At 71.8% G+C, this 24,642-nt stretch carries 16 protein-coding genes and 1 pseudogene; 11 read left to right on the top strand and 6 right to left on the bottom strand.

The genetic code is table 11. The features are described 5' to 3' along the window. Positions 1-254: 254 nt before the first annotated feature. Positions 255-1,298, bottom strand: a complete 1,044-nt coding sequence (locus tag ACGFZW_RS28000) for a DUF4184 family protein (RefSeq protein ID WP_393896000.1) — start codon at positions 1,296-1,298, stop codon at positions 255-257. Positions 1,299-1,451: 153 nt separating this feature from the next. On the opposite strand from ACGFZW_RS28000, the gene ACGFZW_RS27995 reads away from it, so the two are divergent. The 3 genes from ACGFZW_RS27995 (at position 1,452) to ACGFZW_RS27985 (ending at position 4,650) form a co-directional block, all read left to right on the top strand. Further along, complete coding sequence (locus ACGFZW_RS27995) at positions 1,452-3,224, top strand: lytic transglycosylase (protein ID WP_393895999.1); 1,773 nt, start codon at positions 1,452-1,454, stop codon at positions 3,222-3,224. Positions 3,225-3,394: 170 nt separating this feature from the next. Further along, positions 3,395-3,529 (top strand): SPW_0924 family protein, encoded by a 135-nt coding sequence (locus ACGFZW_RS27990; protein WP_393895998.1) that lies wholly within the window; start codon positions 3,395-3,397, stop codon positions 3,527-3,529. Between the two features lie 95 nt (positions 3,530-3,624). Next, the gene (locus ACGFZW_RS27985) at positions 3,625-4,650 is read left to right on the top strand and encodes a DUF3068 domain-containing protein (RefSeq protein WP_393895997.1); all 1,026 of its coding nucleotides are present in this window, start codon (positions 3,625-3,627) and stop codon (positions 4,648-4,650) included. A 117-nt stretch (positions 4,651-4,767) separates the two neighbouring features. Here ACGFZW_RS27985 and ACGFZW_RS27980 read toward each other — a convergent pair whose 3' ends face one another. Then, positions 4,768-7,485: an ATP-dependent RNA helicase gene (locus ACGFZW_RS27980; RefSeq protein ID WP_393895996.1), complete on the bottom strand. Its 2,718-nt coding sequence runs from the start codon at positions 7,483-7,485 to the stop codon at positions 4,768-4,770. A 97-nt stretch (positions 7,486-7,582) separates the two neighbouring features. After that, positions 7,583-8,425: a class I SAM-dependent methyltransferase gene (locus ACGFZW_RS27975; protein WP_393895995.1), complete on the bottom strand. Its 843-nt coding sequence runs from the start codon at positions 8,423-8,425 to the stop codon at positions 7,583-7,585. A 370-nt stretch (positions 8,426-8,795) separates the two neighbouring features. Between ACGFZW_RS27975 and rpsA the strand changes: the two genes are divergently transcribed. Next, positions 8,796-10,319 (top strand): 30S ribosomal protein S1, encoded by a 1,524-nt coding sequence (rpsA, locus tag ACGFZW_RS27970; protein WP_393895994.1) that lies wholly within the window; start codon positions 8,796-8,798, stop codon positions 10,317-10,319. A gap of 119 nt (positions 10,320-10,438) precedes the next feature. On the opposite strand, the gene ACGFZW_RS27965 is transcribed toward rpsA, so the two are convergent. Then, positions 10,439-11,383 (bottom strand): right-handed parallel beta-helix repeat-containing protein, encoded by a 945-nt coding sequence (locus ACGFZW_RS27965; RefSeq protein WP_393896044.1) that lies wholly within the window; start codon positions 11,381-11,383, stop codon positions 10,439-10,441. Positions 11,384-12,011: 628 nt separating this feature from the next. Here ACGFZW_RS27965 and ACGFZW_RS27960 point away from each other — a divergent pair. The 4 genes and pseudogenes from ACGFZW_RS27960 to ACGFZW_RS27945 form a co-directional block, all read left to right on the top strand. Beyond that, positions 12,012-12,962 (top strand): PAC2 family protein, encoded by a 951-nt coding sequence (locus tag ACGFZW_RS27960; protein WP_393895993.1) that lies wholly within the window; start codon positions 12,012-12,014, stop codon positions 12,960-12,962. Positions 12,963-13,090: 128 nt separating this feature from the next. After that, positions 13,091-13,681 carry a dephospho-CoA kinase gene (gene coaE / locus ACGFZW_RS27955; protein ID WP_393895992.1) on the top strand — a complete coding sequence of 197 codons (591 nt, stop codon included), beginning with the start codon at positions 13,091-13,093 and terminating at the stop codon, positions 13,679-13,681. 23 nt (positions 13,682-13,704) lie between these two features. Next, positions 13,705-14,190, top strand: coding sequence for a cupin domain-containing protein (locus ACGFZW_RS27950; protein WP_393895991.1), 486 nt, complete (start codon positions 13,705-13,707; stop codon positions 14,188-14,190). Between the two features lie 259 nt (positions 14,191-14,449). Continuing rightward, a pseudogene (locus tag ACGFZW_RS27945) lies at positions 14,450-14,815 on the top strand (tetratricopeptide repeat protein); the annotation flags it as partial. A 537-nt stretch (positions 14,816-15,352) separates the two neighbouring features. Here the strand turns inward: ACGFZW_RS27945 and ACGFZW_RS27940 are convergent. Next, positions 15,353-15,667, bottom strand: a complete 315-nt coding sequence (locus ACGFZW_RS27940) for a DUF6343 family protein (protein ID WP_393895990.1) — start codon at positions 15,665-15,667, stop codon at positions 15,353-15,355. A gap of 78 nt (positions 15,668-15,745) precedes the next feature. After that, positions 15,746-17,374: a UvrD-helicase domain-containing protein gene (locus ACGFZW_RS27935; protein WP_393895989.1), complete on the bottom strand. Its 1,629-nt coding sequence runs from the start codon at positions 17,372-17,374 to the stop codon at positions 15,746-15,748. Between the two features lie 654 nt (positions 17,375-18,028). Between ACGFZW_RS27935 and ACGFZW_RS27930 the strand changes: the two genes are divergently transcribed. The 3 genes from ACGFZW_RS27930 to ACGFZW_RS27920 are packed head-to-tail and all read left to right on the top strand — an operon-like array spanning position 18,029 to position 24,584. After that, complete coding sequence (locus ACGFZW_RS27930) at positions 18,029-21,052, top strand: DEAD/DEAH box helicase (protein WP_393895988.1); 3,024 nt, start codon at positions 18,029-18,031, stop codon at positions 21,050-21,052. Next, entirely contained in the window at positions 21,049-22,635 is a 1,587-nt protein-coding gene (locus ACGFZW_RS27925) for an SWIM zinc finger family protein (protein ID WP_393895987.1), read from the top strand. Before ACGFZW_RS27930 ends, ACGFZW_RS27925 begins: the two co-directional genes overlap by 4 nt. A gap of 14 nt (positions 22,636-22,649) precedes the next feature. Beyond that, positions 22,650-24,584 carry a helicase-associated domain-containing protein gene (locus tag ACGFZW_RS27920; RefSeq protein WP_393895986.1) on the top strand — a complete coding sequence of 645 codons (1,935 nt, stop codon included), beginning with the start codon at positions 22,650-22,652 and terminating at the stop codon, positions 24,582-24,584. Positions 24,585-24,642: the final 58 nt, after the last annotated feature.

Here is a 24,642-nt window from a genome sequence, read left to right as displayed (position 1 = left end):
GGGGGGGCGGGGGGGGCCGGGCCCCCCCCCCCCCCCGGGCCCCCCCCCCCCCCCCCCCGCGCGGGGGGGGGGGGCGCGCCCCCCCCCCCCCCCCCCCCCCGCCCGGCGGAGAAGGCGAGGCGCGCAGAGCGCAGGGGAGCGCGCCGAACCGTGTGCGGAGATGTGGCTCCAAGGGCAGCACGGGCGGCGGCGCAGCCGTCACCGTCCGGCCACGGGACCGGCGCTGTTACTGCCCGGCTACGGGATCGCCGCCGTCACCGCCCGGCCACGGAATCCGCACCCGGCGCCGGCTCCCTCTCCGCCCGCGAGTCCCTCTCCATCCCCGTGTCCCTCTCTGCTCCCACCTCCCTCTCCACCAGCCCCGGTGCGGGCTCGGTGGAAGGGCGTACACGGCGCGCCCGGCGGTGCAGGAGACGCACGGCCACCGCATGGACCGGCAGTGCCAGCGCGAGCCCCGCGCCCGCGCCGAAGAGCACGGTCGGGATGTAGTCGAACCAGGTCGCCGCGCTGCCGTAGACCGCGTGTGCACGTACCGTGCGATGCGCGGCGCTCCCGAGGAGACACAGGGTGAGCAGGGCCGTCAGCAGCAGTTTTTGACGGAGCGTGAGCAAGGGGACGGCCTCGGGCGGAGCCCACCCCGCCGCCCTGGCCGAGTCCTCTCCTGCCCCGGGCGCCGCCACCACGGAACTCCCTCCCGCGATCGCGGGCCCTGTACGCCCCGTGGCCCCCGCTTCTTTTGTACGCAGCGCCGACCACAGGAACCAGCCGATCGCCACCATCGCGAGTGCGGACGTGCCGTACTGCACATACGTGTAGACCGGCAGGCCGTTCACCGTCGCCTCCAGAACCCCCACCAGCCGGGTGCCCCAGCGGCCCGGGTGGGTAAAGGCGTCCCAGACGATATGCGTCGTCGAGCCGAGTATCGCCGAGAGGCAGAACCACCCGGCCAGGGCGGCGAGTTCAAGGGGACCCCGCGGGTCCCAGGGCCGTCCGCGGGCCAACGCGTACGCCCGGCCCTGCCATGGCCGGGGCAGCAGAGCGAGCAGGGGTTCGCGGAGCAGCAGCCAGCCGGCGACCAGCCCCGCGGTGATCAGGACGTCGACGGTCAGCACGCCGATCGGGGAGTGCGTGAAGGTGCCGAACAGCATGGCTCCGGGCACCAGGGTGTCGGCGAAGTAGGGCATGTCCGGTGCGAAGGAGCCGGCGACGAGGGCCGAGGCGACCAGCGGGCCGCGTGCCGCCCCCGTTCTGTGGAGGGCCGGGAGCACCGCAGCGGCATGGCTGAGCGTGAACGGCATTTTCCTCTCCTTGATCGATTCAGAGCATTATGTCGGTCGATGAGAGTGGTAGATGACTGGCCCGAGTTGTCGTAGTGTCGCCTGAGTTGGAGCGCTGGGGAGTGCGATACCGCGTGACGCACGCGGTGGGGCAACGCGGAGGGGATGGCACGCATGGCAGCCACGTTCGGGCGACGACTCCGAAGGGGAGCGGCCTCGACGGCCGTGGCGGCGCTGGCGCTGGCCGCCCTGACCGCCTCTCAGGCTCCCGGAGCCGCCGGCAGCGCGGCGGACAAGGAGCGGGACAAGGCGCCCGCCGACACCCCCATCGACGGCGGCTCGACGTACTACACCGACCTGCCGCCCCTCAACAGCCCTGTTGCGCCCGATGGTTCGAAGGGCGGGGGCGCGGGCCCCGTGGTCACCGGCCCAGCCGAGGCCGGCATACCCGCCACCGTCCTGGCCGCATACAAGAAGGCCGCGACACGCATCGACGCGTCCGACCCGGGGTGCCGGCTGCCCTGGCAACTGCTGGCGGCCATCGGCAAGGTGGAGTCCGGGCAGGCACGCGGTGGGTCGGTCGATGCCGAGGGCACCACCCTCAAGCCGATCCTCGGCCCGCAGCTCAACGGCAACGGCTTCGCCCGGATCACCGACACCGACAACGGACGGTACGACGGGGACCTCACCCACGACCGCGCCGTCGGGCCGATGCAGTTCATCCCCTCCACATGGTCCAAGGGAGGACCCGACGGCGCCGGTTGGGGGGCCGACGGCAACGGTGACGGCAAGAAGGACCCCAACAACATCTTCGACGCCGCCCTCGCCGCCGGCCGCTACCTCTGCGCCGGCGGCCGCGATCTGACGGTGCAGAGCGACCTGGACCGGGCGGTCCTGGGCTACAACAATTCAGCGGACTACCTGCGGACGGTGCTGTCCTGGTACGCCTACTACCGCAAGGGCACGCACGAGGTGCCGGACGGCAAGGGCGTGCTTCCCGCACAGCGCCACGGCTCGGAGAGCGGAGCCGGCCGCGGCGACGGCGCGGCCCACCCGGGCAAGGGTGGTTCGACGGCCGGCGACAAGCCCGGCAGCGGCCGCCCGACCGGGCCCGGGGACCAGGGCGGCTCCCACGGCTCACCTGACGACAACGGCACACCCACCCCCACTCCAACGCCCACTCCGCCGTCCACCCCCCGCCCCACGCCGCCGGCCGAGCCCGCGCCGCTGACGGCCCTCGAACGCGTCGGCGACAAGGACCTGACGGCCACCGCGGGCACCGAGTTCGACGCGTCGCCGCAGGTGCGGGCCGAGGACGCGAAGGGCAAGCCGGTGGCGAACGCCCCCGTCCGCTTCACCGTCGTCGGCGGCACGGACGCCCGCTTCCCGGGCGACGCGACCGGCGTGACCGTCACCACCGGCAAGGACGGCCTGGCCGCCGCTCCCACCCTGCGCGCGGGTTCCACGGCGGGAAGCTTCACGATCCGCGCCACAGCGGTCGGCCGCAGCGTGCCCGCCGTCGACTTCGCCATGCGCGTCGAGGCCGCACCGGCACCGCGCGCCGACGTGCTCGCCCGTACCTCCGACAAGGAGCTGACGGCGACGGCCGGCGGAGCCTTCGAGGACGATGCCGTCGAGGTCAAGGCGACGTACCAGGGCAAGATCGCGGCGGGTGTCGCGGTCACCGCGACCATGGTCACCGACGACACCGACAAGCCCGTCGAGAACGACAAGGGGCCCTACTTCAAGGATCCCGAGGCCACCGGCGAGGACGCGGACAAGCCGGTTCGCACCCTTGGCACCCTCACCACGGATGCCAAGGGCCTGCTGAAGCTCCCGAAGATCTACACCGATGACCGGTCCGGGACGTTCCTGCTGAGGCTGACCACTGCCGAAGGCGCCGTACTGACCGTGGAGCTCCACGTCACCGCACCGACCGGCGCGTAACCGCCCGCCTGTACTGCCCCGTCGGTCCCCTCGGCCCCGCACGCCGGCCTCGCCGCCACCGCCGCTCCGCCCACGACCGGGCAGGGCGGCGGTGCGACGTGTTCTCATCTGCGCCGCCCGTTGCTACGGTGCCCCGACCTGACGCTGCATCAGTTCATCGGGAGGCGGCCATGCGTGCCCTGACAGCAGCCGCGGTCGGACTGGCCGCTGCCCTCGCCCTCGTCTTCACCATCACGTCGATCGGCGCGCCCAGCGGCAAGACCTCGCCCAAGCCGCTGCTGACCACCGTCCCCAGCCACCCCTGAGGGAGGGACGCCACGCCATGCGCCGCCTCGTGCCCAACCGGAACACACCCCCCGGACCTCCGCCCGCCGCCGGTCGACGCCGAGAAGCCAAGGGCATGCGGCGGAAGGCCGGCCTGGTGCTGCTCGCCTTCGCCGTCTTCTTCACGGCCCTGGCGCCCCTGATGCGGTGGTACGCCTTCCCCCGGCTCGCCAAGATCCCGCCCAGCCAGTACCAGGACATGGTCCTGGAGGCGAAGCCCGCCACACTGATCAACTACGGAACGATGAAGGCCGAGAGGGTACCCGAAGTCACCATCGTGCAGACCCTCAAGGGCAACGTCGCCGAGTCCGAGCGCATCGAGAAGACCGCGGGCCGCGACGTCGTCGTCTGGGACACGCTCTCCTACGTGGCCGGGCCCGACGGCGCCATGGTCTCCGAGATCCCCGAGCGCTACATCTTCGACGCGCACTCCCAGGAACCCGTGCACGCCACCGGAGAGATGGTCGACGGCGACCGGGTCCGCCGGGAAGGCATCGAGTACAAGTGGCCCTTCCTCACGGAGAAGCGCGACTACACCTACTTCGACGCCCAGACACGCACCTCCGCACCCATCCACTACAAGGGGACACGCACCTTCCGCGGTCTGGAGGTCTACTACTTCGAGCAGACCATTCCCTGGACCAAGGTCGCCCTCCCCAAGAAGATGCCGGTCAAGGGCATCACCCCGGAATCCGTCGAGAAGATGGGCACCACACGCTGGTACACCACCAAGCGGATGTTCTGGGTGGACCCCGTCACCGGAGCGCCCGTCAATGGCGAGGAGATCCACAAAGAGGAACTGCGCGGGGGCGACCTGCTGCCCGGCGGAGGCAAAGTCACCGCGTTCGCCGGACACGTGAAGATGCGCGAGGACTACGTCGACTCCACCGTCGCCCTGGTGACCTCTCAGCGCACCCTCGTCCTTCTGCTCACCAGCTACCTCCCCTGGGGCTTCCTGGTCCTCGGTGCGGTGCTGCTCGCCCTGAGCCTGCACCTCGAAGCCCGCGGACGCCGCCCCGGCAGGGACTCCGGCTGCGACGGCCGGACCCCCGACCCCGGGCCGGACCCGAACCCCACGCCACGGCCGACGCCCGCGATGTGACCGGGCGGAAGCAGATAGAGATGAAGGAGCCGGAGAGGCAACGGCGAAGGGACCTGAGGTCGGTCTCCCGGTGCCGCTGTACGCCCGCGGCCCCGCCCGCCGCGGGTAGCCCTGCGCTCAGCGTCGCTTCAGCCGCGCGGTCGTGTGCCGTGTCGGCTCGGCCGTCGAAGGGTCCTCCGGCCAGGGATGCTTGGGATAGCGCCCACGCAACTCCGCACGCACCGACCGGTATCCGCCGCTCCAGAAGGACCCCAGATCGGCGGTGACGGCCACCGGACGGCCCGCGGGGGAGAGCAGGTGCACCAGCACGGCCACCCTGCCGTCCGCCACCCTCGGCGATTCCTGCCGGCCGAACAGCTCCTGCAGCTTGACGGCCAGCACCGGCTGCTCGCTGCCGTAGTCCACCCGCACCCGCGAACCACTCGGCACCTCGATACGCTCCGGCGCCAGCTCGTCGAACCGTGCCGCGTCCCCCGTCGACCACGGCAGCAGCCGGGCCAGCGCCTGCCCCGCGTCGACCCGCTCCAGATCGGCGCGCCGCCTAGCCCGCCCCAGCTCCACCCCCAGCCACTTCTCGGCGTGCTCCAGCAAGGCCGCGTCCGACACATCGGGCCACGGCGCACCCAACTCCCGGTGCAGGAACGCCATCCGCTGCCGCAACGACGTCGCGCCCGCCGACCAGCGCAGCAGACCGGGCCCTTCCTGCCGCAGGCCCGTCACCACCGCCTCCCGCAGCAACGCGGGATCGGGCGAGGTCAGTGGCCGGGAGACCAGCTCGATCGCCCCCAGCCGGGTCATCCTCCTGGCCACCACGTCCCCGCCCGACCAGCGGACCTCCTCACCCGAGGAGTACAGCGCCCGCGCCGCGGCACAGGCCGTCTCCTCGTCGATCACCGCCGCGAGCCGCACCCGCGCGGACGCCGCCGCGACCGGCCGGTCCGCCACCGCCACCGCCAGCCACTCCGCGTCCCGCAGACTCGACCCGTCCCCGGCCCGCGCCCCCGGGCCCGGCCCCGCACCGGCCAGCTCGGCACCGGTCCCCGACGCCATCAGATAGCTGCCCACGCCCCGCGCCCGCGCCACCCGCTCGGGGAACGCCAGCGCCGCGACAAGCCCGGCCACCGCATCGTCACCGCGGACGGCGCCACCGCCCTTCCCCTGGCCGGCCCCTTCCGAGCCGGCGGCCGGCCCGTTCCGTGCCCGACCGTCCGCAGGCCCGGCCACCGACGCGGACCCCGCTCCGCCGCTTCCGTCTGCCTCGGCCCCCGCAGTCCCGACGCGCCCCGAGCCGCTGCCGCCCACCGCCGACGCCAGCCGCCGCGCCTCCTGCCGCCACCGCGCGGCGTAGCCGTCGCCGCCCCGCCGGGCCGTGCGCCAGGCGGCCGCCAGATCGTCCCCGTACGCCCGCGGCGGCTCTTCGCTCAGCAGCGCCACCACCTCCGCAGCGCGCCGCACGCCGACCTCCTGCGCGCCGTCCAACAGCGCACGCGCCAACCGCGGATGCAGGCCGAGCCGCGCCATCCGCCCGCCCCGCTCGGTGGCACGGCCATCGGCGTCCACCGCGCCGATCGCCGAAAGCACCTCACGGGCGGCGGCCAGCGCACCGGCCGGCGGCGCGTCCAGGAGCGCGAGCCCGGCGGCATGAGGGTCGCCCCAGCAGGCCGCCTGCAACGCGAAAGCCGTCAGATCCGCGACCTTGATCTCCGGGTCGGGGAAGCGTGGCAGCCGCCCGTCCTCCCCCTCCGACCAGCAGCGGTAGACCACCCCTGGCGCCTCACGGCCGGCCCGTCCGGCCCGCTGCCGGGCAGCCGCCTGTGAGGCACGGACCGTTGTGAGCGCGCTGAGGCCGCGCGCGTGATCCGTCCGCGGTACCCGTGCGAGACCACTGTCCACGACCACGCGTACGCCCGGAACGGTCAGGCTGGACTCCGCCACCGACGTCGCGAGCACCACCCGCCGGACGCCGTTCCCGCCGCTCAGTACCGCGTCCTGCACCTCGGCCGGCGCCCGCCCGTGCACCTGCAGCACTTCGGCGTCCACCCCGCCCAACTGTCCTGCGACCCGCCCGATCTCCCCGACACCGGGGAGGAAACACAGCACATCCCCCGACTGCTCCCGCAGCGCCCGCCGCACGACCCCTGCGACATGGGTCAGCAGCGCCGGGTCGACGCGCATCCCATGCGCCGGGCGCACCGGCCGATCGGTCGGCGCCCACACCACCGCCACGGGATGCGACACACCTGGCGCCTCGACCACAGGTGCGGCCCCCGCGTCACCGCCGAGCAGCCGCGCCCACCCCTCCGCGTCCGTCGTCGCCGACGCCGCCACCAGCTGCAGCTCCGGGCGCAGCGTCTCGCGGACGTCCAGCAGGAACGCCGCGGAGGTATCGGCGTCGAGATGCCGCTCGTGGCACTCGTCGAGCATCACCACGTCGACTCCGGCCAGTTCCGGATCGCGCTGCAACCGCTGGAGCAGCACGCCGGTCGTCACCACTTCCACGGCGGTACACGGCCCCGCACGGCGCTCCCCGCGCACCGTGAAGCCGACGCGCTCACCGACCTTCTCGCCCAGCAGCCAGGCCATCCGGCGGGCCGCGGCGCGGGCCGCGATCCGCCGGGGCTCGGCGACGAGTACCCGGCGCGCCGGGCCCTCGCCGGTCAGCCCCGCCAGCTCCAGGGGCACCAAGGTCGTTTTGCCGGTGCCGGGCGGCGCGCAGAGCACCGCCGTGCCGGGACCGTCGAGGGCTTCGCGCAGCGCGGGCAGCGCGGTACGCACCGGCAACTGGGCAAGGGCGTCGCCGGCCGCACCCCCGGCCGGAGGTTGGGGGAGGATCATGACCCCAGTCTGCCGCCCCTGCCGTGCCCGCCGTCCAGGTGATCCGGCCGGAGCGGCGACGCCCACCACCGGGTGGGCAAGGCTGAGGGGAGCGGGCCTAGGAACCGGCGGACGTCCGGGAGCCGGCCACGCACACGAAGATCGCCGTCCCCGGGATGAGATGCCCGCGCAGCGGCGACCAGCCGCCCCACTCCTGGGTGTTCCATTCCGGCCATTCCGGTTCGACGAGGTCCTCCAGCCGGAACCCGGCGGTGACCACGTCCCTGACCCGGTCGCCCAGCGTGCGGTGGTGCTCCACATAGACCGCCCGGCCGGTCTCGTCCTGCTCGACGTACGGCACCCGGTCGAAGTAGGAGGCGGCAACCGACAGGCCCTCGGGGCCCGGCTCGTCGGGGAAGGCCCAGCGGATGGGATGGGTGACGGAGAAGACGAACCGGCCACCGGGCCGCAGCACCCGGCGCACCTCCCGCAGCACCCGCACCGGATCGGCGACGAACGGGATCGCGCCATACGCGGAACAGGCGAGGTCGAAGGAGCCGTCGCGGAAAGGCAGCGCCCCGGCATCCGCCTCGACCAGCTCGACGTCCCCTTCTCCAGGGGCGCCGTCGGCGATCCGCAGCGCGTGCTGGAGCTGCCGGTGCGAAAGGTCGAGTGCGACGGGGTGGGCGCCCTGGGCCGCGAGCCAGCGGGAGCACTGTGCCGCGCCGGCCCCGATCTCCAGGACCCGCTGCCCCTTCAGCTCCGCAGTGGGCCCCAGCAGGCCGGCCTCCGCCTCGTCCAGTCCTTCGGGTCCCCAGACGAAGCGGTCGTCCCCGAGGAAGCCGCCGTGCTCGCTCTGGTACTCGTCGGCGTTGCGGTCCCACCAGCCGCGGTTGGCCCGGCTGCTCTCGGTGTCGGAGGTGTGACGCCGGGTCGCCTCCGGCTCGTGCTCTTGGTTCATCGCGCCCGTCGTCGTAGTCTTCGCTCTGCTTGTAGCCGCAGGGACTGTGAGGCCGTTCGACCTCGCGGAACATCGTGTGTGCCGGTTTTGGGGCGTTTGTCCCGGGTGTGCGCCTTCGCGCATTGACCGTGTCCGGCTGCCCCCGTATGCTACAAGTTGCGCTGCGGGCTTGCGCGCCTCAGACGGAGCAGGCCGCGCTCGTATCTGTATGTATGTCCCCTCGGTTTTCGAGGCGTTTCGGGTTGCTCCGGTATTTGCGGGGCTCCGGAGGGTGCGCCTCTGACGCTGTCCGGTCTTGTGCAGAGGCGATAACGGCTCTCGGCGTAGCAGTACCTACGACTTCAATGTCCGCACCGGAGCCTTTACCCACATGACGAGCAGCACCGAGACCACCGCCACCACCCCGCAGGTTGCGGTCAACGACATCGGTAACGAGGAAGCCTTCCTCGCCGCGATCGACGAGACGATCAAGTACTTCAACGACGGCGACATCGTCGACGGCGTCATCGTGAAGGTCGACCGGGACGAGGTCCTGCTCGACATCGGTTACAAGACCGAAGGCGTCATCCCCAGCCGCGAGCTCTCGATCAAGCACGACGTCGACCCCAACGAGGTCGTCGCCGTCGGTGACGAGATCGAGGCCCTGGTTCTCCAGAAGGAGGACAAGGAAGGCCGCCTCATCCTGTCCAAGAAGCGCGCTCAGTACGAGCGTGCCTGGGGCACGATCGAGAAGATCAAGGAAGAGGACGGGATCGTCACCGGTACCGTCATCGAGGTCGTCAAGGGTGGTCTCATCCTCGACATCGGCCTCCGCGGCTTCCTCCCGGCCTCCCTGGTCGAGATGCGCCGCGTTCGCGACCTCCAGCCCTACGTGGGCAAGGAGCTCGAGGCCAAGATCATCGAGCTGGACAAGAACCGCAACAACGTGGTCCTGTCCCGCCGTGCCTGGCTGGAGCAGACCCAGAGCGAGGTTCGCCAGACCTTCCTCACCACCCTCCAGAAGGGTCAGGTGCGCTCCGGCGTCGTCTCCTCCATCGTCAACTTCGGTGCCTTCGTGGACCTGGGTGGCGTCGACGGCCTGGTGCACGTCTCGGAGCTGTCCTGGAAGCACATCGACCACCCCTCCGAGGTCGTCGAGGTCGGCCAGGAGGTCACGGTCGAGGTCCTGGACGTCGACATGGACCGCGAGCGAGTGTCCCTGTCGCTCAAGGCGACCCAGGAAGACCCGTGGCAGCAGTTCGCCCGGACCCACCAGATCGGTCAGGTCGTCCCGGGTAAGGTCACCAAGCTCGTTCCGTTCGGTGCGTTCGTGCGCGTCGACGAGGGCATCGAGGGCCTGGTCCACATCTCCGAGCTGGCCGAGCGCCACGTCGAGATCCCGGAGCAGGTCGTCCAGGTCAACGACGAGATCTTCGTCAAGGTCATCGACATCGACCTCGAGCGCCGCCGCATCAGCCTCTCGCTGAAGCAGGCCAACGAGTCCTTCGGTGCCGACCCGTCGGCGGTCGAGTTCGACCCGACCCTGTACGGCATGGCCGCGTCCTACGACGACCAGGGCAACTACATCTACCCCGAGGGCTTCGACCCCGAGACCAACGACTGGCTCGAGGGCTACGAGACCCAGCGCGAGGCGTGGGAGAACCAGTACGCCGAGGCGCAGCAGCGCTTCGAGCAGCACCAGGCTCAGGTCATCAAGTCCCGCGAGGCCGACGAGCAGGCCGCGGCCGAGGGTGCTGCGGCACCGGCGGCCCCGGGCGCCGGCAGCACCGGTGGTGGCGGCAACGCCTCCGGCGGCGGCTCCTACTCCTCGGAGTCGGCGGACAACTCCGGCGCCCTGGCGTCGGACGAGGCCCTGGCCGCGCTCCGCGAGAAGCTGGCCGGCGGCCAGAGCTGAACGCTCACCGCTAGGCACTAGCCGATAGCAAAAGGCCCGTTCCCCTCCGGGGGAGCGGGCCTTTTGCGTGTCCAGCACCGCTGCGTACCTTGTGCCCGTCCCTTCGCCTTCCCGTCCGGTCAGCCCACCGGGATGCCGGGGTTGGCCACGCCGCGGCCGCCGGTGACGGTGTTGTCGCCCGCGATCGTGACCGGGCAGTCGGACGCGTCGTAGTTGGTGACGTTGAACCCGTAGCGCCCCGAACCGGAGGAGCCGCTCAGGTCGGATGTGTTGCCGCGGAAGACCGTGCCACAGCCCCAGCCCGCCTGCTGGCTGTGGGTCTCGTACCCGTTGTTGGTGGTGTGGCGGCCCTTGTTGTTCTCGACGAGGACGCCGTTGCCCTTCACGTCGACCCAGGAGTCGTCGTAGTTGGCCCCGGTCATCCCACTGCCGTCGAAGGTGTTGCCGCTGATCTTCGCGCCCGTCGTGCCTTCCTTGATGTCGATGTTCTCGCCGCCCACGCCCGGGCCGATGGTGTTGCCGAGAATCTCGATGTTGTCGCTCTGGTCGCCGGTGCCGCCGGCGCTGCCCACGTAGACCCCCTCTCCCATACCGCTGCCGTCCTCGCCGGTGTCGCGGATCGTGGAGTTCTTGATGACGCCGTTCTTGCTGGACTTGCGGAAGTGCACGCCCTCCATGTCCAGGTCGTGGACGGTGACGGAGTCGATGACCACCCCGTTCGCGGCGTCCACCATGATCCCCTTCTGGCCGCCGGTGACGGTGATGCCCTCGACAGTCCAGTAGGAGGCGCCGTTCAGGTGCAGTCCGTAGCCGCCGCCGGCGGTGAGAACAGCCTTCGAGGAGCCGGTGAGGGTGATGCGGGAGCCGGAGCTGGCGGCGGTGGACGTCTTGAAGTTGCCGTTATAGGTCCCGTCGGCCAAGTCGATGGTGTCGCCGCCCCGTGCGGCCGCGAGGGCGTCCTTGAGCTGGGCAGTGGTGTTTACCTCGATCACCCGGGCGGGGCGTGGCGCGGTCGCGCCGACCGCCGTTGTGGCGACGCCGAGGGCGCTGCCCGCCGCCAGCATCGCGACGCCCGAGACGGTCAGGAGGGGGCTGGTGCGGACATGACGCCGCGTGCGGGTCCGCAAGAGGCTCGGGGGCCAACCGCTCGTCCGGCTCCCGACAGTCATACGCATGCAACTCCTCCTCCATATATGAACGTTGAGCGTGATTATGAACCGCTTGAGTGTTCGTGAAGCTAGGGGGTGGAGGTTGAGTCGTCAAGACGCCGAACGAGCAGTGGACTTGAGGCGGGCAGATGCTGGATCACTTAGGCCCGTCCGCATGCTCTCCTGCAACTCCCCTACGTGCGGGATGAGTTCATGCATGTGAATCGGTTCGATGTAGGGCGGGGAGAGACGGAGGTGTGGGCTCGGCCTCCGGGTTCCTGCCCAGGGAGCGCGGGCCCGTCTTGTCGGGCGGGGCTGCCGGGTCGGACGGCGCGCGGCGGCGAAAGGTGGCGGGATTCCGTCCGCCGGTCGGGGCACGTGATGCCCAGGTGGGGAGGGAAGCGGCGCGCGGAGTCGAGGCGGGGGCTTGGTGGAGGGCGCGGTGGAGGCGGGAGGGACGGTGCCGGGCTTCAAAGGGCCTGTTCGGGAATGCGAGAACGCGGCCGGACGTTGTCGCCCACGGACATGAGGAGGAGCGGTCACTGTGTTGGATCCCCAGAAGTTGTACGAATGGGAGCCGAGCGGGCTCGCGGCGGTCGAGGCGATCGCTGCGAGGGACTCCGCAGGATTGGTGCTGCTGTACCACTTCGACGGGTACATCGACGCCGGCGAGACCGGCGACCAAATCGTTGAGCGGCTGCTCGACGGGCTGACCCACCGCGTCGTCGCTCGCTTCGACCACGACCGCCTGATCGACTACCGGGCCCGCCGTCCGCTGCTCACCTTCGAGAACCACCGCTGGACCGCCTACGAGACGCCCAGCATCGAGCTGCGCCTGGTCGAGGATGCGACGGGGGCGCCCTTCCTGCTGCTCTCCGGCCCCGAGCCGGATGTGGAGTGGGAACGCTTCTCGGCCGCCGTGCGGCAGATGGTGGAGCGCCTGGGCGTACGACTTGCGGTGAACTTCCACGGCATCCCCATGGGCGTCCCGCACACCCGCCCCGTAGGCATCACCCCGCACGGCAATCGCACCGACCTGATGCCGGGACACGCCACCTTCTTCGACGAGGCGCAGGTCCCCGGTAGCGCGGAAGCGCTGATCGAGTTCCGGCTTGCCGAGGCGGGGCACGACGTTCTCGGTGTGGCGGCCCACGTACCCCACTACATCGCCAGGTCCGCCTACCCGGATGCCGCGCTCACCGTCCTGGAGGCCGTGACGGCCGCCACCGGCCTGGTGCTGCCCAGCGCCGCGCACTCGCTGCGCACCGAAGCGCTGCGCACCCAGGAGGAGATCGAACGGCAGATCTCGGAGGGAGACGAGGAACTGGTCGCTCTGGTCAGCGGACTGGAGCATCAGTACGACGCGGTGGCCGGCGCCGAGAGCCGCGGGAACCTGGTCGCCGAGCCGGTGGAACTGCCCTCGGCCGACGAGATCGGCAGGCAATTCGAGCGCTTCCTGGCGGAGCGGGAGAGCGACGGCGGAACCGGAGCCTGAGCCCGGACCGGCGGGGGCCGGAGGCCGGGCACGGGTGGGGCGCCGGTCCGGGGTTGGTCGTGCGAACTGCGGCAGGTGTACTGCGGTCCCTCGGGGCTGCCGATTTCAGGACCGTATAGCGTGGGCCCATGGTGAAGGTGGGGCTGACCGGCGGAATCGGCGCGGGAAAGAGCGAGGTCTCGCGATTGCTGGCGTCGTACGGCGCAGTGATCGTGGACGCGGACAGGATCGCCCGGGAGGTCGTCGAGCCGGGTACGCCCGGACTGGCGGCGATTGTCGAGGAGTTCGGGGACGATGTCCTCACTCCGGAGGGCATGTTGGACCGGCCGAAGCTGGGCGGGATCGTCTTCGCCGATCCGGAGAAGCTGAAGGCCCTCAACGCGATCGTGCATCCGCTGGTGGGCGTGCGGTCGGCGGAACTCGAGGCCGCAGCGGGACCGGGGGCCGTAGTGGTCCACGATGTTCCGTTGCTGACGGAGAACGGCTTGGCCCCCCTCTATGACCTGGTCGTCGTGGTCGACGCCGCACCGGAGACCCAGCTGGACCGACTGGTCCGGCTGCGCGGCATGTCGGAAGACGAGGCGAAGTCCCGCATGGCGGCTCAGGCGACCCGCGAGCAGCGACTGGCCGTCGCGGATCACGTCATTGACAACGATGGGCCCCTGGAATCACTGGAGCCCCAGGTCCGCGCGGTGTGGGAGCGCCTGCGGAGCGCTTGAGGCAGGGCTGTAGCCTCGCCGCCATGAGTGCTTCCGATGCCACGCAGGTGACCGCCGCCAAGACCGCTACCGATCTTGGTTCCGACGCTCAGGACGATCGGGCCCGCACCGGTACGGGGGCCGGCGCCGCTGCGGCCTCCGGCTCGTCCGCGGCTGTTCCCGCGTCGTTCGTCGTCAACATTCCCGGCTTCGCGGACGCCGATCTGGAACCGGAACCGCTGGACCCCGAACAGATCGTCCGCGGGGAGCCCGTGGTGACGGGCAAGGTGCTGTGGGAATCGCCGGACGGCCGCCAGATCCGGGGCATCTGGCAGATAACGCCGGGTGTCGTCACGGACACGGAAGCCAACGAGCTCTTCGTCGTCGTCAGCGGACGCGCCACCATCGAGGTCGAGGGCGGTGCCGTGCTGAACGTGGGACCAGGTGATGCCTGCTTCCTGCGAGAGGGCGACCGTACGCAGTGGACCGTGCACGAGACGTTGCGCAAGGCGTACCACATCAGCCTCTAGCTCGGGCCTCGGTGCCGAGGGGGCTCTCGCCGGAGGGCGGGTGCCCTGGAGCATCGCCCGGCAGAGGCTGTCGGTGACGGCCGCCGGCGACGGTGGCCGGGGGAGCCGGAGAGCCGGAGGAACGAGAAGAGCGGGAGAACGGGAACAGCGGGAGAAACGAGAACGGGGAATGTGGCGGGGGGCGGGCTTGTTCTTGCGCACGTAGCTCCGGGGTCGGTGGCTTTGGCCTGCCCGGAGGGCCATCGGAGAGGAGGCGGCCGTGCCCGAGCACAGCCCTGAGACCCACGTCATCGACTTCCGTGCCGCGGAGCAGCTGTTGGCGGCCCGCGATCCTCGCGGAGCGATTCGGCTGCTGGATTCGGTCATTGCCGCGCACCCCGAGAACACCGCCGCCCGCCTGCTGCGTGCGCGTGCCTTCTTCCTCGCCGCGCAACTGCGGCCCGCAGAGCTCGAATTCCAGATCGTGCTGGAGCGCGAACCGGACAATGCTTTCGCGCACTTCGCGTTGGGCCGGACCCTGGAGCGTGCCAACAGGTCGGAGGAGTCGCTGCGTCACTTCCGCCTGGCGGCGGCCCTGGAACCGCGCCCCGAGTTCATCGAAGCGGCCCGCTTCGCCCACGACGGCGCCAACGGCGATGGCGGCGCCAACGGGCATGGTGGCGCCAACGGGCGTGGTGGCGACGACGGGCTTGGCGGCGGTGACGGGGGCGTCCGCGACGACGGTCGCAACGGACCGGGGCAAGGCCCCAGGTAGGGCCAAGGGCAACCGGTTGAGGCGCGTTGCCGACTTGGGGCGAGGTGCTGCTCCTTCACTTTGGCGGCGGCCAATGCGCGGTCTTCCGAGACTCCTCTCACCTGGGCCGTGATCCGGGTCGGCAGGCCGGTTGTTTGTGGGGCGTGGAGCAGCTCAACGTGGCAAGCGACGGGTGCCCGTGCCTGTGCCCATGCTCATGCTCATGCCCGGCACGTGACCATGCTCAGCCGGGCCCGCGCCGATGCCCCTTCCCGTCCGACGTCCCAGAGTCGGTTGGTGGGCGCCACTTCTCCGAAGGCAACCCCCTCGGCATTAGGCGCGCGAGCGCCCGGGGGGGCTCCCTGGGCGCCCGGGGCCGATCCACTCCGTCGCCGCGAGGCGAGCACGACGCCCTGGTGTCGCCACCCCCTACGGCCGGCTGTTCCCGCTCCTGCCGCGGGTGTTCCATCTCTTGAAGGCGTCGTTCCTGCCTCGGTCTGCCTCGTAGGGGGGTATCTCCCTGCCTGGCTGGAAGTGCGGGCCCTGGCGGATGTGCCGTATCACCATGACCAGATCCGTCGCGGCGACCGCCGCCAGTGCGGCACACGCCGCTGCCCATTCCGGTCGCTCGGCCGCGGCGAATGCCACTGCTCCCACGAGGGCCCACAGCAGGCCCCACAACGCCAGTCCGCAGCGTATTCTCAGCGGACTGCGTGCCTGTACCGGCTCATTTCCTGTACGCATCGGCACCCATCTCCCTACTCCAGGATCCTGCACATCGACGGCCTCGTCACCTCTCCCGTGACGAAATTCGGTAGCTGCTCATGAGGCCCTCCCCGCGCTCCCGCCTCCCTCCGTGCGGGTCGCGTATGCGCTCGGCACGGACGCCGTGGAGGTTTGGTTGTCTGCCTCTGACCTGCTGTCTCTCTGCTCTCGGCTGCTGACGTGCCTCGGCGGGCTCTGGTCGGTGGGACGTGGATCACCCGCGGGGTGCGAGTGGATCCACGAGAGGCCGCCGAGGTCGAGCCGTGAGCGGGCCCGTGTCACCGCGACGTACGCAAGGCGCGCCTCGTCGGTGTCGATCGGGCCGGGCAGCGGGGCGCCGTCCTCGCCGATCTCGGCCAGATCATCAGGGGCGGTGAAGTCATCCGCGATGCGCACGGTCGACCACTCCCGGCCCTTTGCGCGATGAGCTGTGGAGACGGTGACCTCGGCGTCCGCCTCGGGCGTGAGACGGTCCAGCGCGTGCAGTACGGCCTGTGTGCCGTGCTCGTCGACGAGTTCCACCAGTGGCAGCAGATCCCGCCCGGCGGGGTCGAACTCCGCGTACTCCCGTAGCTCCCCCCAGGACTCGAAGAGCGTCAGCTCCGGGTGGGCGGTGCGGCGCCCCGCTTCGAGGTCATGAGCGGCACCGGCCAGCGCTCTCAGAATCTCGCCACCACCCGCCAGCGCGACCCGGCGGCCCGCCGCCAGTTGCCGTATCACCTCCACCATCGCCCCGACATTGGAGCGGCACAGGATCGCTGCCGGATCGCTGAGCCGGCTCACCTCGGTCTTGAGCCAGGGTGAGCCCGTGAGCCGGATCGGTGCGTCCACGATCGCGAGCCACCGGTTCGCCTCCTCCGCCAGCGCCGGGCCGAAGCGAAAGGAGCGGGAGAGGCCGAGCCGGGTGCCGTCGAATCCCGTCATGACATCCCGCGCTCCACGCCAGCCGTAGATCGCTTGCGCGGAATCCCCTACCAGTACCAGCTGCGCGTTTGCGCGCTGGGCCGTGAAGACCTGATCGACGACGGGGTTGGTGTCCTGCGCTTCGTCCAGGAGGAGGAAGTCCCCGGAAATCACGGGCTCTTGCAAAGCCCACATCTTGAGGTAGTGGTCGTGTTCGAAGCGCACGACGCCGCGCTCCGGATGCTGGAGATCGGCCCAGGCTCTGCGGGCGAAGGGCAGGACGAGGTCGGCGAGCTGGTCGTGCAGGGGCTTCTGTTCGGCTCCCCGGAGGGGTGGGACGTGGTGGGGAGCGATTTCCTTGTCCGCCGACTGGCAGAACCGGGTGACGGTGCGCAGGGCGCTGTAGGAAAGCGCCTTGTTGGTGACCCTGCGCGCCCCGAGGCGAACGGAGAAACCGTCGTCGATGCCCAGAGCCGCGCCTGTCCGCCACCCCGCTTGTCGTGGGGAGTTCATCCGGCCTCGATATCGCCTCCCCACGGCGGTGTAGGCGAGGGCATGGGCAGTTCCGCAGGACACTCCGGCGGGAAATGTACGGCCGGCATGGCGCGCGATGGCTCGGTTGAAGGCGATATAGCGACCGGTCCGGCCTCGGCGCCGGGCCGTGTGAGCGAGCATCGCGAGGGTCGTCGTCTTGCCTGTGCCGGCGCCCGCCTGAATGACGAGGTGCGAGCCGGTATCGAAGGCGTCGGTGGCGGCGGCCTGTTCCTGGGTCGGCATACGCATGGTGACTCCTCACGGCGAAACGGTTACTGAGAGTTGTTTCGTCACTCAATGTAGCCGTACTCGCGACGAGCGTGAAGAGTGATCTGCGGGCTGTGGACAACCGATCCACCGCGGCTGCCGAGAACGTCTTCAGTGCAGGTCAGCGGCGTCGTGGCGGGGAGTCTCGACCGCTCGGCGGACGGCGTTGTCAGTGGTGTCTGCTTCCATCGGTCCCAACGCAGATTGCGCGACGGACCGTCACCGTCGACAGTGCGACAGGGGAGTGGAACGTATGGGTTTCTCTTCGGCAGGGGGCATCCGACGACACGACGGCGCCTTCGGCAACGTGCCGGTTCCCGGCGCGCACCCGCCCGGCGCGCACCCGCTCGTCGCGACGATGGGCCGTCGGACCGGTGCCGCGGCGGCGGCAGGAGGAAGAGGTCGGAGGGGGAGCGGGTCGATGCACTGGTCGACAGCTGGCCGTCGGCCCGAGCCGCCGAGGCGGGTGTGGCCGTCCGGCGTGATGCAGGAGGGCGTGACGCGGGAGGGGCAGTGCGCACGACCGTAGACTCGCAGGTTGGGGCAACAGAAGCGGGTCAGCCGCGGCGAGCCCGGCAGGTGCCGCGAGCGGTGCGCCGGACCCGGGGCGCCGAAGATCAAGCACGAGAGGGCGGTATGGCAAGGCAGTGGGAGGCGGCAGCAGAAGCGTCCCGGCCCGCGGACGCCTCGCTGACGACCGCGCACGCAGCCGCAGCCGCCCATGCCGGAGCAGGCGACGCTCTGGTCGGCTGCGCCGCGGTTTTCCTACCCGCCGTGTCACCGCGGGCCGGGCGGATCGCGTTCTGGCAGCCTGACGGGAGCCCGCTTCCGACGAGTGGAAGGAGCGAGCGCGGCCCGGGACAGGCCACGGGAACGGCGACGGAGTCGGCCGCTGAGCCTGCACGGCTCACCGTCGCCCGGCGTCATGGGAACGGCGCCCGCACCCGCACCGTCCCCGCGGTTCTCCTTCCCCTGGCCGAGGCTGTCCCGCTGCTGATCCGCGCCCGGCGCGACCCGGCTGCGCATCCGGCCGCCGCCTGCTGGGGCGCGGCCGCGCTGCACGCTCTGCATCTGGCCGGCCGGGGCAGACTGCTGCCGGGGCTGACCATCGAGGACACCGACGCGTGGCGCGCCGGACCGTTGGACCCGGACGACATGGCGCACCTCCGGGCCATCGCTGCCGCCATGCCTGCCGAAGCCCACGCCGTTCCGCTCCCCGGCAGCCGTCCGCTGCAGCTACGCGACCCGGAGGGGCTGGTGCGGCTCTTCGTGGACGCGGTGGTCGACACCCTGCCACGCACGCCTGCCGCCGGTTTCGTGGCCGGCGCCCCGTACGCGGGGAGCGCGCCGCAGTGCCTGCCCGGTGCCCGGGAGTGGGCCGCGGAGGTGGCTGCCGGCGTCGATGCCGGGGTGCGGCTCTCCCTGCGCCTGGACCTGGCGCCGCACAAGCTCTTCGACACCGAGCACGATGCGGACGGGGGAGGCCGGGACGCCGGAGAAGGAGCCGCCGAGCCGGGTGATACGGGCAGTGCTGAGCACCGTGGGCGTGACAGCGCCCCGGTCGAGGCGCGGGGCGCGGCAGCCGCCGTTCTGCAGGTGCACAGCCTCACCGACCCGACCCTGGTGGCCGATGCCCGCAGTCTGTGGGAGGGCGAGGGCCCTGACCACTTCGGCCCGCGCTCCCGCGTCGACACGCTTCTCGCGCTACGCCGCGCGGTCAGGGTCTGGTCCCCGCTCGGTCGCCTCCTGGAGCGGCCGATCCCCGACGTACTGCCCCTCAGCGAGAACGAGTTGTACGAGCTGCTGGGGGAGGCCGCGCCACGGCTCGCCGCCGCAGGCGTGGCCGTCCACTGGCCCAAGGAGCTGGCCCGTGGCCTGACCGCCGCGGCCGTACTGCGCCCGGCGCCCGGGTCCGCCGCCGACGGCTTCGGCTTCTTCGACACCGACGAACTGCTGCAGTTCCGCTGGCAGGTGGCGATGGACGGCGCCCCGCTGACCGAGGCGGAAATGGACGCCCTGGCCGAAGCGCACCGTCCCGTCGTGCGACTGCGCGACCAATGGGTCCTGGTCGACCCGGCGCTGGTCCGCAAGGCCCGCAAGCGGGAACTGGGCTATCTCGACCCCGTCGACGCCCTCGCGGCCACACTCAGCGGCACCACGGACGTCGACGGCGAAGAGGTTGACGTGGTGCCGCTGGGAGCCCTCGCCGCTCTGCGCTCCCGCCTCACCACCGAAGCTCGCCCCCTGCCCCGGCCCGCCGGGCTCCGGGCCACCCTCCGTGACTACCAACTGCGCGGTATGGCCTGGCTCGACACGATGATCTCGATCGGTCTGGGCGGTTGCCTCGCCGACGACATGGGGCTCGGCAAGACCATCACCGTCATCGCGCTCCACCTCCACCGGCGGCCCGCTGCGCCCGTCCTCGTCGTCTGTCCCACCTCCCTCCTGGGCAATTGGCAGCGCGAGATCGAGCGCTTCGCCCCCGGCACCCCCGTACACCGCTTCCACGGCGCAGGCCGCAGCCTCGACGACGTCCAGGGCGGCTTCGTGCTGACGACGTACGGAACGATGCGCAGCAGCGCGCCCCAACTCGCGGCCCATACCTGGGCATGGGTCGTCGCCGACGAGGCCCAGCACGTCAAGAACTCGCGCTCGTCCACCGCGCGGGCGCTGCGCAGCATCAAGGCGCCGGCCCGGATCGCACTGACCGGGACCCCCGTCGAGAACAACCTCTCCGAGCTGTGGGCCCTGCTCGACTGGACGACCCCGGGGCTCCTCGGATCCCTCAAGACCTTCCGCGCGCTGCATGCGCGGGAGGTCGAGGGCGGCGGTGACCCCGAGGCGACCGTACGACTGGCCAAGCTGGTACGCCCGTTCATCCTGCGCCGCAAGAAGTCCGACCCCGGCATCGCGCCGGAACTCCCGCCCAAGACCGAGACCGACCACCCGGTGGCCCTGGGCCGGGAGCAGGCCGCGCTGTATCAAGCGGTGGTCCGCGAGACCCTCGCAAGGATCGAGACTGCCCAGGGCATCGCACGCCGCGGTCTGGTGATGAAGCTGCTCACTGCCCTCAAGCAGATCTGCAACCACCCCGCGCAGTACCTCAAGGAGGCCGCCCCGGGCCTGACCGCTCGCTCCGGGAAGCTCGAACTCCTCGACGAGCTGCTCGACACCATCCTCGCCGAGGGCGGCGCCACCTTGATCTTCACCCAGTACGTCGGGATGGCACGGCTGCTCGAACGGCACCTCACCGCCCGAGGCATCGCACATCAACTCCTGCACGGCGGCACACCCGTGGCCGAGCGGGAGAGGATGGTCGACCGATTCCAGTCGGGAGAGGCCCCCGTCTTCCTGTTGTCGCTCAAGGCGGCAGGGACGGGCCTCAACCTCACCCGGGCAGGACACGTGATCCACTACGACCGCTGGTGGAACCCGGCCGTGGAGGAGCAAGCCACCGACCGCGCCTACCGCATCGGCCAGACCCAGCCCGTCCAGGTGCACCGGCTGATCGCCGAGGGCACGGTCGAGGACAACATCGCCCAGCTCCTGACCGCCAAGAGAGCACTTGCCGACGCGGTGCTCTCCGGCGGTGAGACCGCGCTCACCGAGCTGTCCGATGCCGAACTGGCCGACCTCGTCTCCCTGAGGAGGACCGCATGAGCCCCCGCTCCGCGTCCGGCGGCCACCGGCCCTACGGCAATCGCCCGCAGGGCGTGCCCGAAGGCCGTCCCGGCGCGTCCGACGCCGCGGCGGGTTCCGGTCTTCGGGGGCGGCCTGTCGCCTCGGGACGCGCGGCCGCGGCGGACCGGCTGGCGCGCGCGGACCGCTCGCGTACGTTCCCGCCACTGCCCGACCGCACGGGAGCCCGCGGACTGTTCGCCGAATCCTGGTGGGGGAGCGCCTGGTTGGACGCGCTGGAGACGACCGCGCTCGACAGCGCCCGGCTCGCGCGGGGCCGGACGTACGCCAGGGACGGCCATGTCGACACCATCAACGTCACGCCCGGCCGCATCGTCGCCACGGTGCGCGGCAGCAGACCGCGCCCCTACAGCGCCGACATCCGCCTGCGGACGCTCTCCGACGAGGAGTGGGACGTCCTTCTCGACGCCGTCGTCGCGGAACCCGCACAGCTCACCGCCCTGCTGGCCAAGAAGCTGCCCAGTGAGCTGGCCGAGGGGGAGGTGCGGCTCCTCCCGGGGCCGGGCGATCTCGTCCCCCGCTGCACGTGTCCCGACAACGGGCGCCCCTGCAAACACGCTGCCGCACTCTGCTTCCAGGCGGCCCGCCTGCTGGACGCGGATCCGTTCGTGCTGCTGCTGATGCGGGGACGTGGCGAACGGGAACTTCTCGACGAACTCTCCCGCCGCAACGCCACCCACACCGCCCGCGAGACCCGCGCACACACCCTCGCGCGTACTCGGGCGCCCGCGAGCGATGGACGAGGGCCGGGAGCGGCCCCGGAAGCCGCTGCCCGGCCCGTCGCTGTTCCCGGATCTGACGACTCCGCCGGTCCCGACGACGGTGCCGGAGACCCCACCGGGGACAGGTCCACGCCGGCGAGCTCGACCGGCGGTGTCCTCGCCCGGGAGGCCCTGGCCGACCGTCCGCGACCGCAGCTCCCACCGCCTCTGCCCGCGCCGCCGCAGCCCGGACAACCGCTCGCCCTCCCGGATGGCGAAGGACTGCCCTTCGACCCCGCGGCGATCGAGTTCCTGGCCGCCGACGCCGCGACCCGCGCTCACGCCTGTGTCACCGCCGCCGGCGCGCCGACCGCCCCTGGAGCGGCGCCCTCCCCATGCACCCCGTATTCGGTGCTGTCCGCCTGGGAGGACGCCATTCGACTGGCTGCAACCGCTCATCCCACCGCCGGCCTGACCTCCGCGACCCGGGCGCTCTACCGCGACCTGGCGTCGGCCACCGGCCGGAGCGCCGCGGACGTGGCTCGTGCCGTCGCGGCGTGGCGGCAGGGCGGACCCGAAGGTCTCGCCCTCCTCGAAACCCCCTGGGAGCCGCCCGCAGGGGACTTCGACCGAGCCCGCAGCGCTCTCCTGGCCGCGGACCTGCCCTTGCTGCGGCCGCGCCACAACCACCTCACCGACGCCGACCGCGGCATCCAGCTCCGGTTCGGCCACGACAACCGCTGGTATCCGTACGAATCCGAGCCCGGCTCGGAGGACTGGTGGCCCACCGGACCGGCGGACCCCGACCCCGTGGGCGCCCTCAGCGCCCTGCTCGCGAGATGACTAACCTCAGGGCCGTGGAAGGTCTCGACACACTCACCCGGTCCCTCGCCCAGCGCACCCCGGAGCAGCTCGCCGCGCTCCTCGGCCGCCACGCCGAGCCGCTCGCCCGCCGACCCGCCGCCACCGAACTCCGCGGTCTGGCAGCCGCGTTGTGGTCGTACGAAACCCTCCACCACCTCGTCCTCCATCTCGATCAGCCCCGCCTCCTCATGCTCGCCACCACGGCGCGCATCAGTCAGGAGCGGGCCGGGCGCGACGCCCCCGCTCCCGCCGCGCCCGCCCCGGGCGCCGACTACCAGTCCCTGATGGCCCACCGGCTTTCCTTCCCTCAACTGGCCACCGCGCCCGTGCCGCCCGAGGATGTCCACGCCGCGCTCGGCGCCACATCGCCCGGCCCGGAGCGCGCCGCCGCCGAGACTGCGCTGCGGGCGCTGTACGACGACGGACTCGCCGCCCCCACCGAGGACGGCGCCATCGTCGTCCCGCCCCGGACCCCCCAGCTGCTCGCCGCCCACGACCTCGGCCCCCTGTCCGCGCAGGCGCCGCAGCCCGCCCTCGCAGACCTCGACGAGGCCACCGCCCGCTGCGGGATCACGGCCTTCACCGCCACCGCGCTGGACGATGAATCGCGGGCCGCCGCGGCGACGCTCGCCGCCACCGTCGAGCGTCTCCTCGGCTCGCTGGCGACGCAGCCCGCCGCGCTGCGGAAGTCCGGGGGCCTGGCCATCAGGGAGATCAAGCGCCTGGCAAAGGCGGCCGGCGCCGGCGAACCGTACACCCGGCTCCTCCTCGACCTCGTCCTCGCCGCCGACCTGATCGCCCTGACCCGCACCCCCTCAGGCATCACCGCGCTCCCCACCAGCGCCTACGACGACTGGCTCACCCGACCGCCCGGCGAGCGCCTGGCCCCTGTCCTGACCGCCTGGTCCGCCCTGTGGGCAGTTCCCACTCACACTCCCTTCGGCGAGACCCCGACCGCGCTCGTGCGCGGACAAGACCGATACGCGCCCGCTCTGCGGTATGCCCTGCTGGCCGCGCTGGCCGAGGTCCCGCCAGGGGCCGGAGCCCCCCTTCCGCCGCTGCCTGCCGACCGCGAACAGCGGGACGGGGAACAGCGAAGCCAGTTGAGTGCCCTCCTGCGCGTGGCGTCATGGCACCGGCCCCTCGCTCTCATCGATCAGCCGATGACCGAGGACCGCGCGGCGCACACACTGCACGAAGCGGCCTTCCTGGGACTGGTCGCGCACGGCACGCTCACGCCTCTGGGGCGGGCCCTTCTGGCCGACCCACGAGCTTTGGACGAGCCGCTCCGTGACCTGCTCCCGCCGCTGCTCGACCAGGCGCACTTTCAGGCCGACCTGACCGCCGTCGTCCCCGGCCGTCCCGCCGCCGGTCTCGCCGCACTGCTCGGCTCCTCGGCCGACCGCGAGTCCGAAGGCCACGCCGTGACCTGGCGCTTCACGCCCACCTCGGTACGCCGCGCGCTGGACACCGGCCGCACCGCCGCCACGCTGCTCGACGACCTGACGGCCGCGTCGGCGACGGGTGCCCTGCCGCAGCCGCTCAGCTACCTCATTCAGGACACCGCTCGCGCCCACGGCCGGATGCGGGTCCTGCCCGCTGCCAGCTGCATCCGGTCCGACGACGAAGCGCTGGTGCGTGAACTCGCCGCCCACCGTGCCCTGAGGAGCCTGGAGTTGCGGGCCGTCGCCCCGACTGTCCTGGTCAGCGGCCGTCCGCCGGCCGCCACGCTGGAGGCGCTCCGTGCGGCGGGTTACGCGCCCACCCTGGAATCCGACACGGGCATCACCGCCGTCGAGCGGCTCCCCGAGCACCGCACCACGGCGTCGGCCTCCGCGCCCGACCCGGGTGCCTCACTTGCCCTTGCCCATCGTCTCCTGGGGAGTTCACCCGAACGACGGGAGACCGCGTCGCCCACCGGACTCTGATCGATTGCCGGACGTGCTGAGGGGCGTGGGGCTGACCACCCGTCCGCACTCGCAACGG

The sequence above is a fragment of the Streptomyces sp. NPDC048248 genome, from assembly GCF_043201875.1.
Classification (GTDB): Bacteria; Actinomycetota; Actinomycetes; order Streptomycetales; family Streptomycetaceae; genus Streptomyces.
The sequence above is the reverse complement of the archived record's forward strand: the minus strand, read 5'-3'. Positions and strand labels throughout refer to the sequence as shown.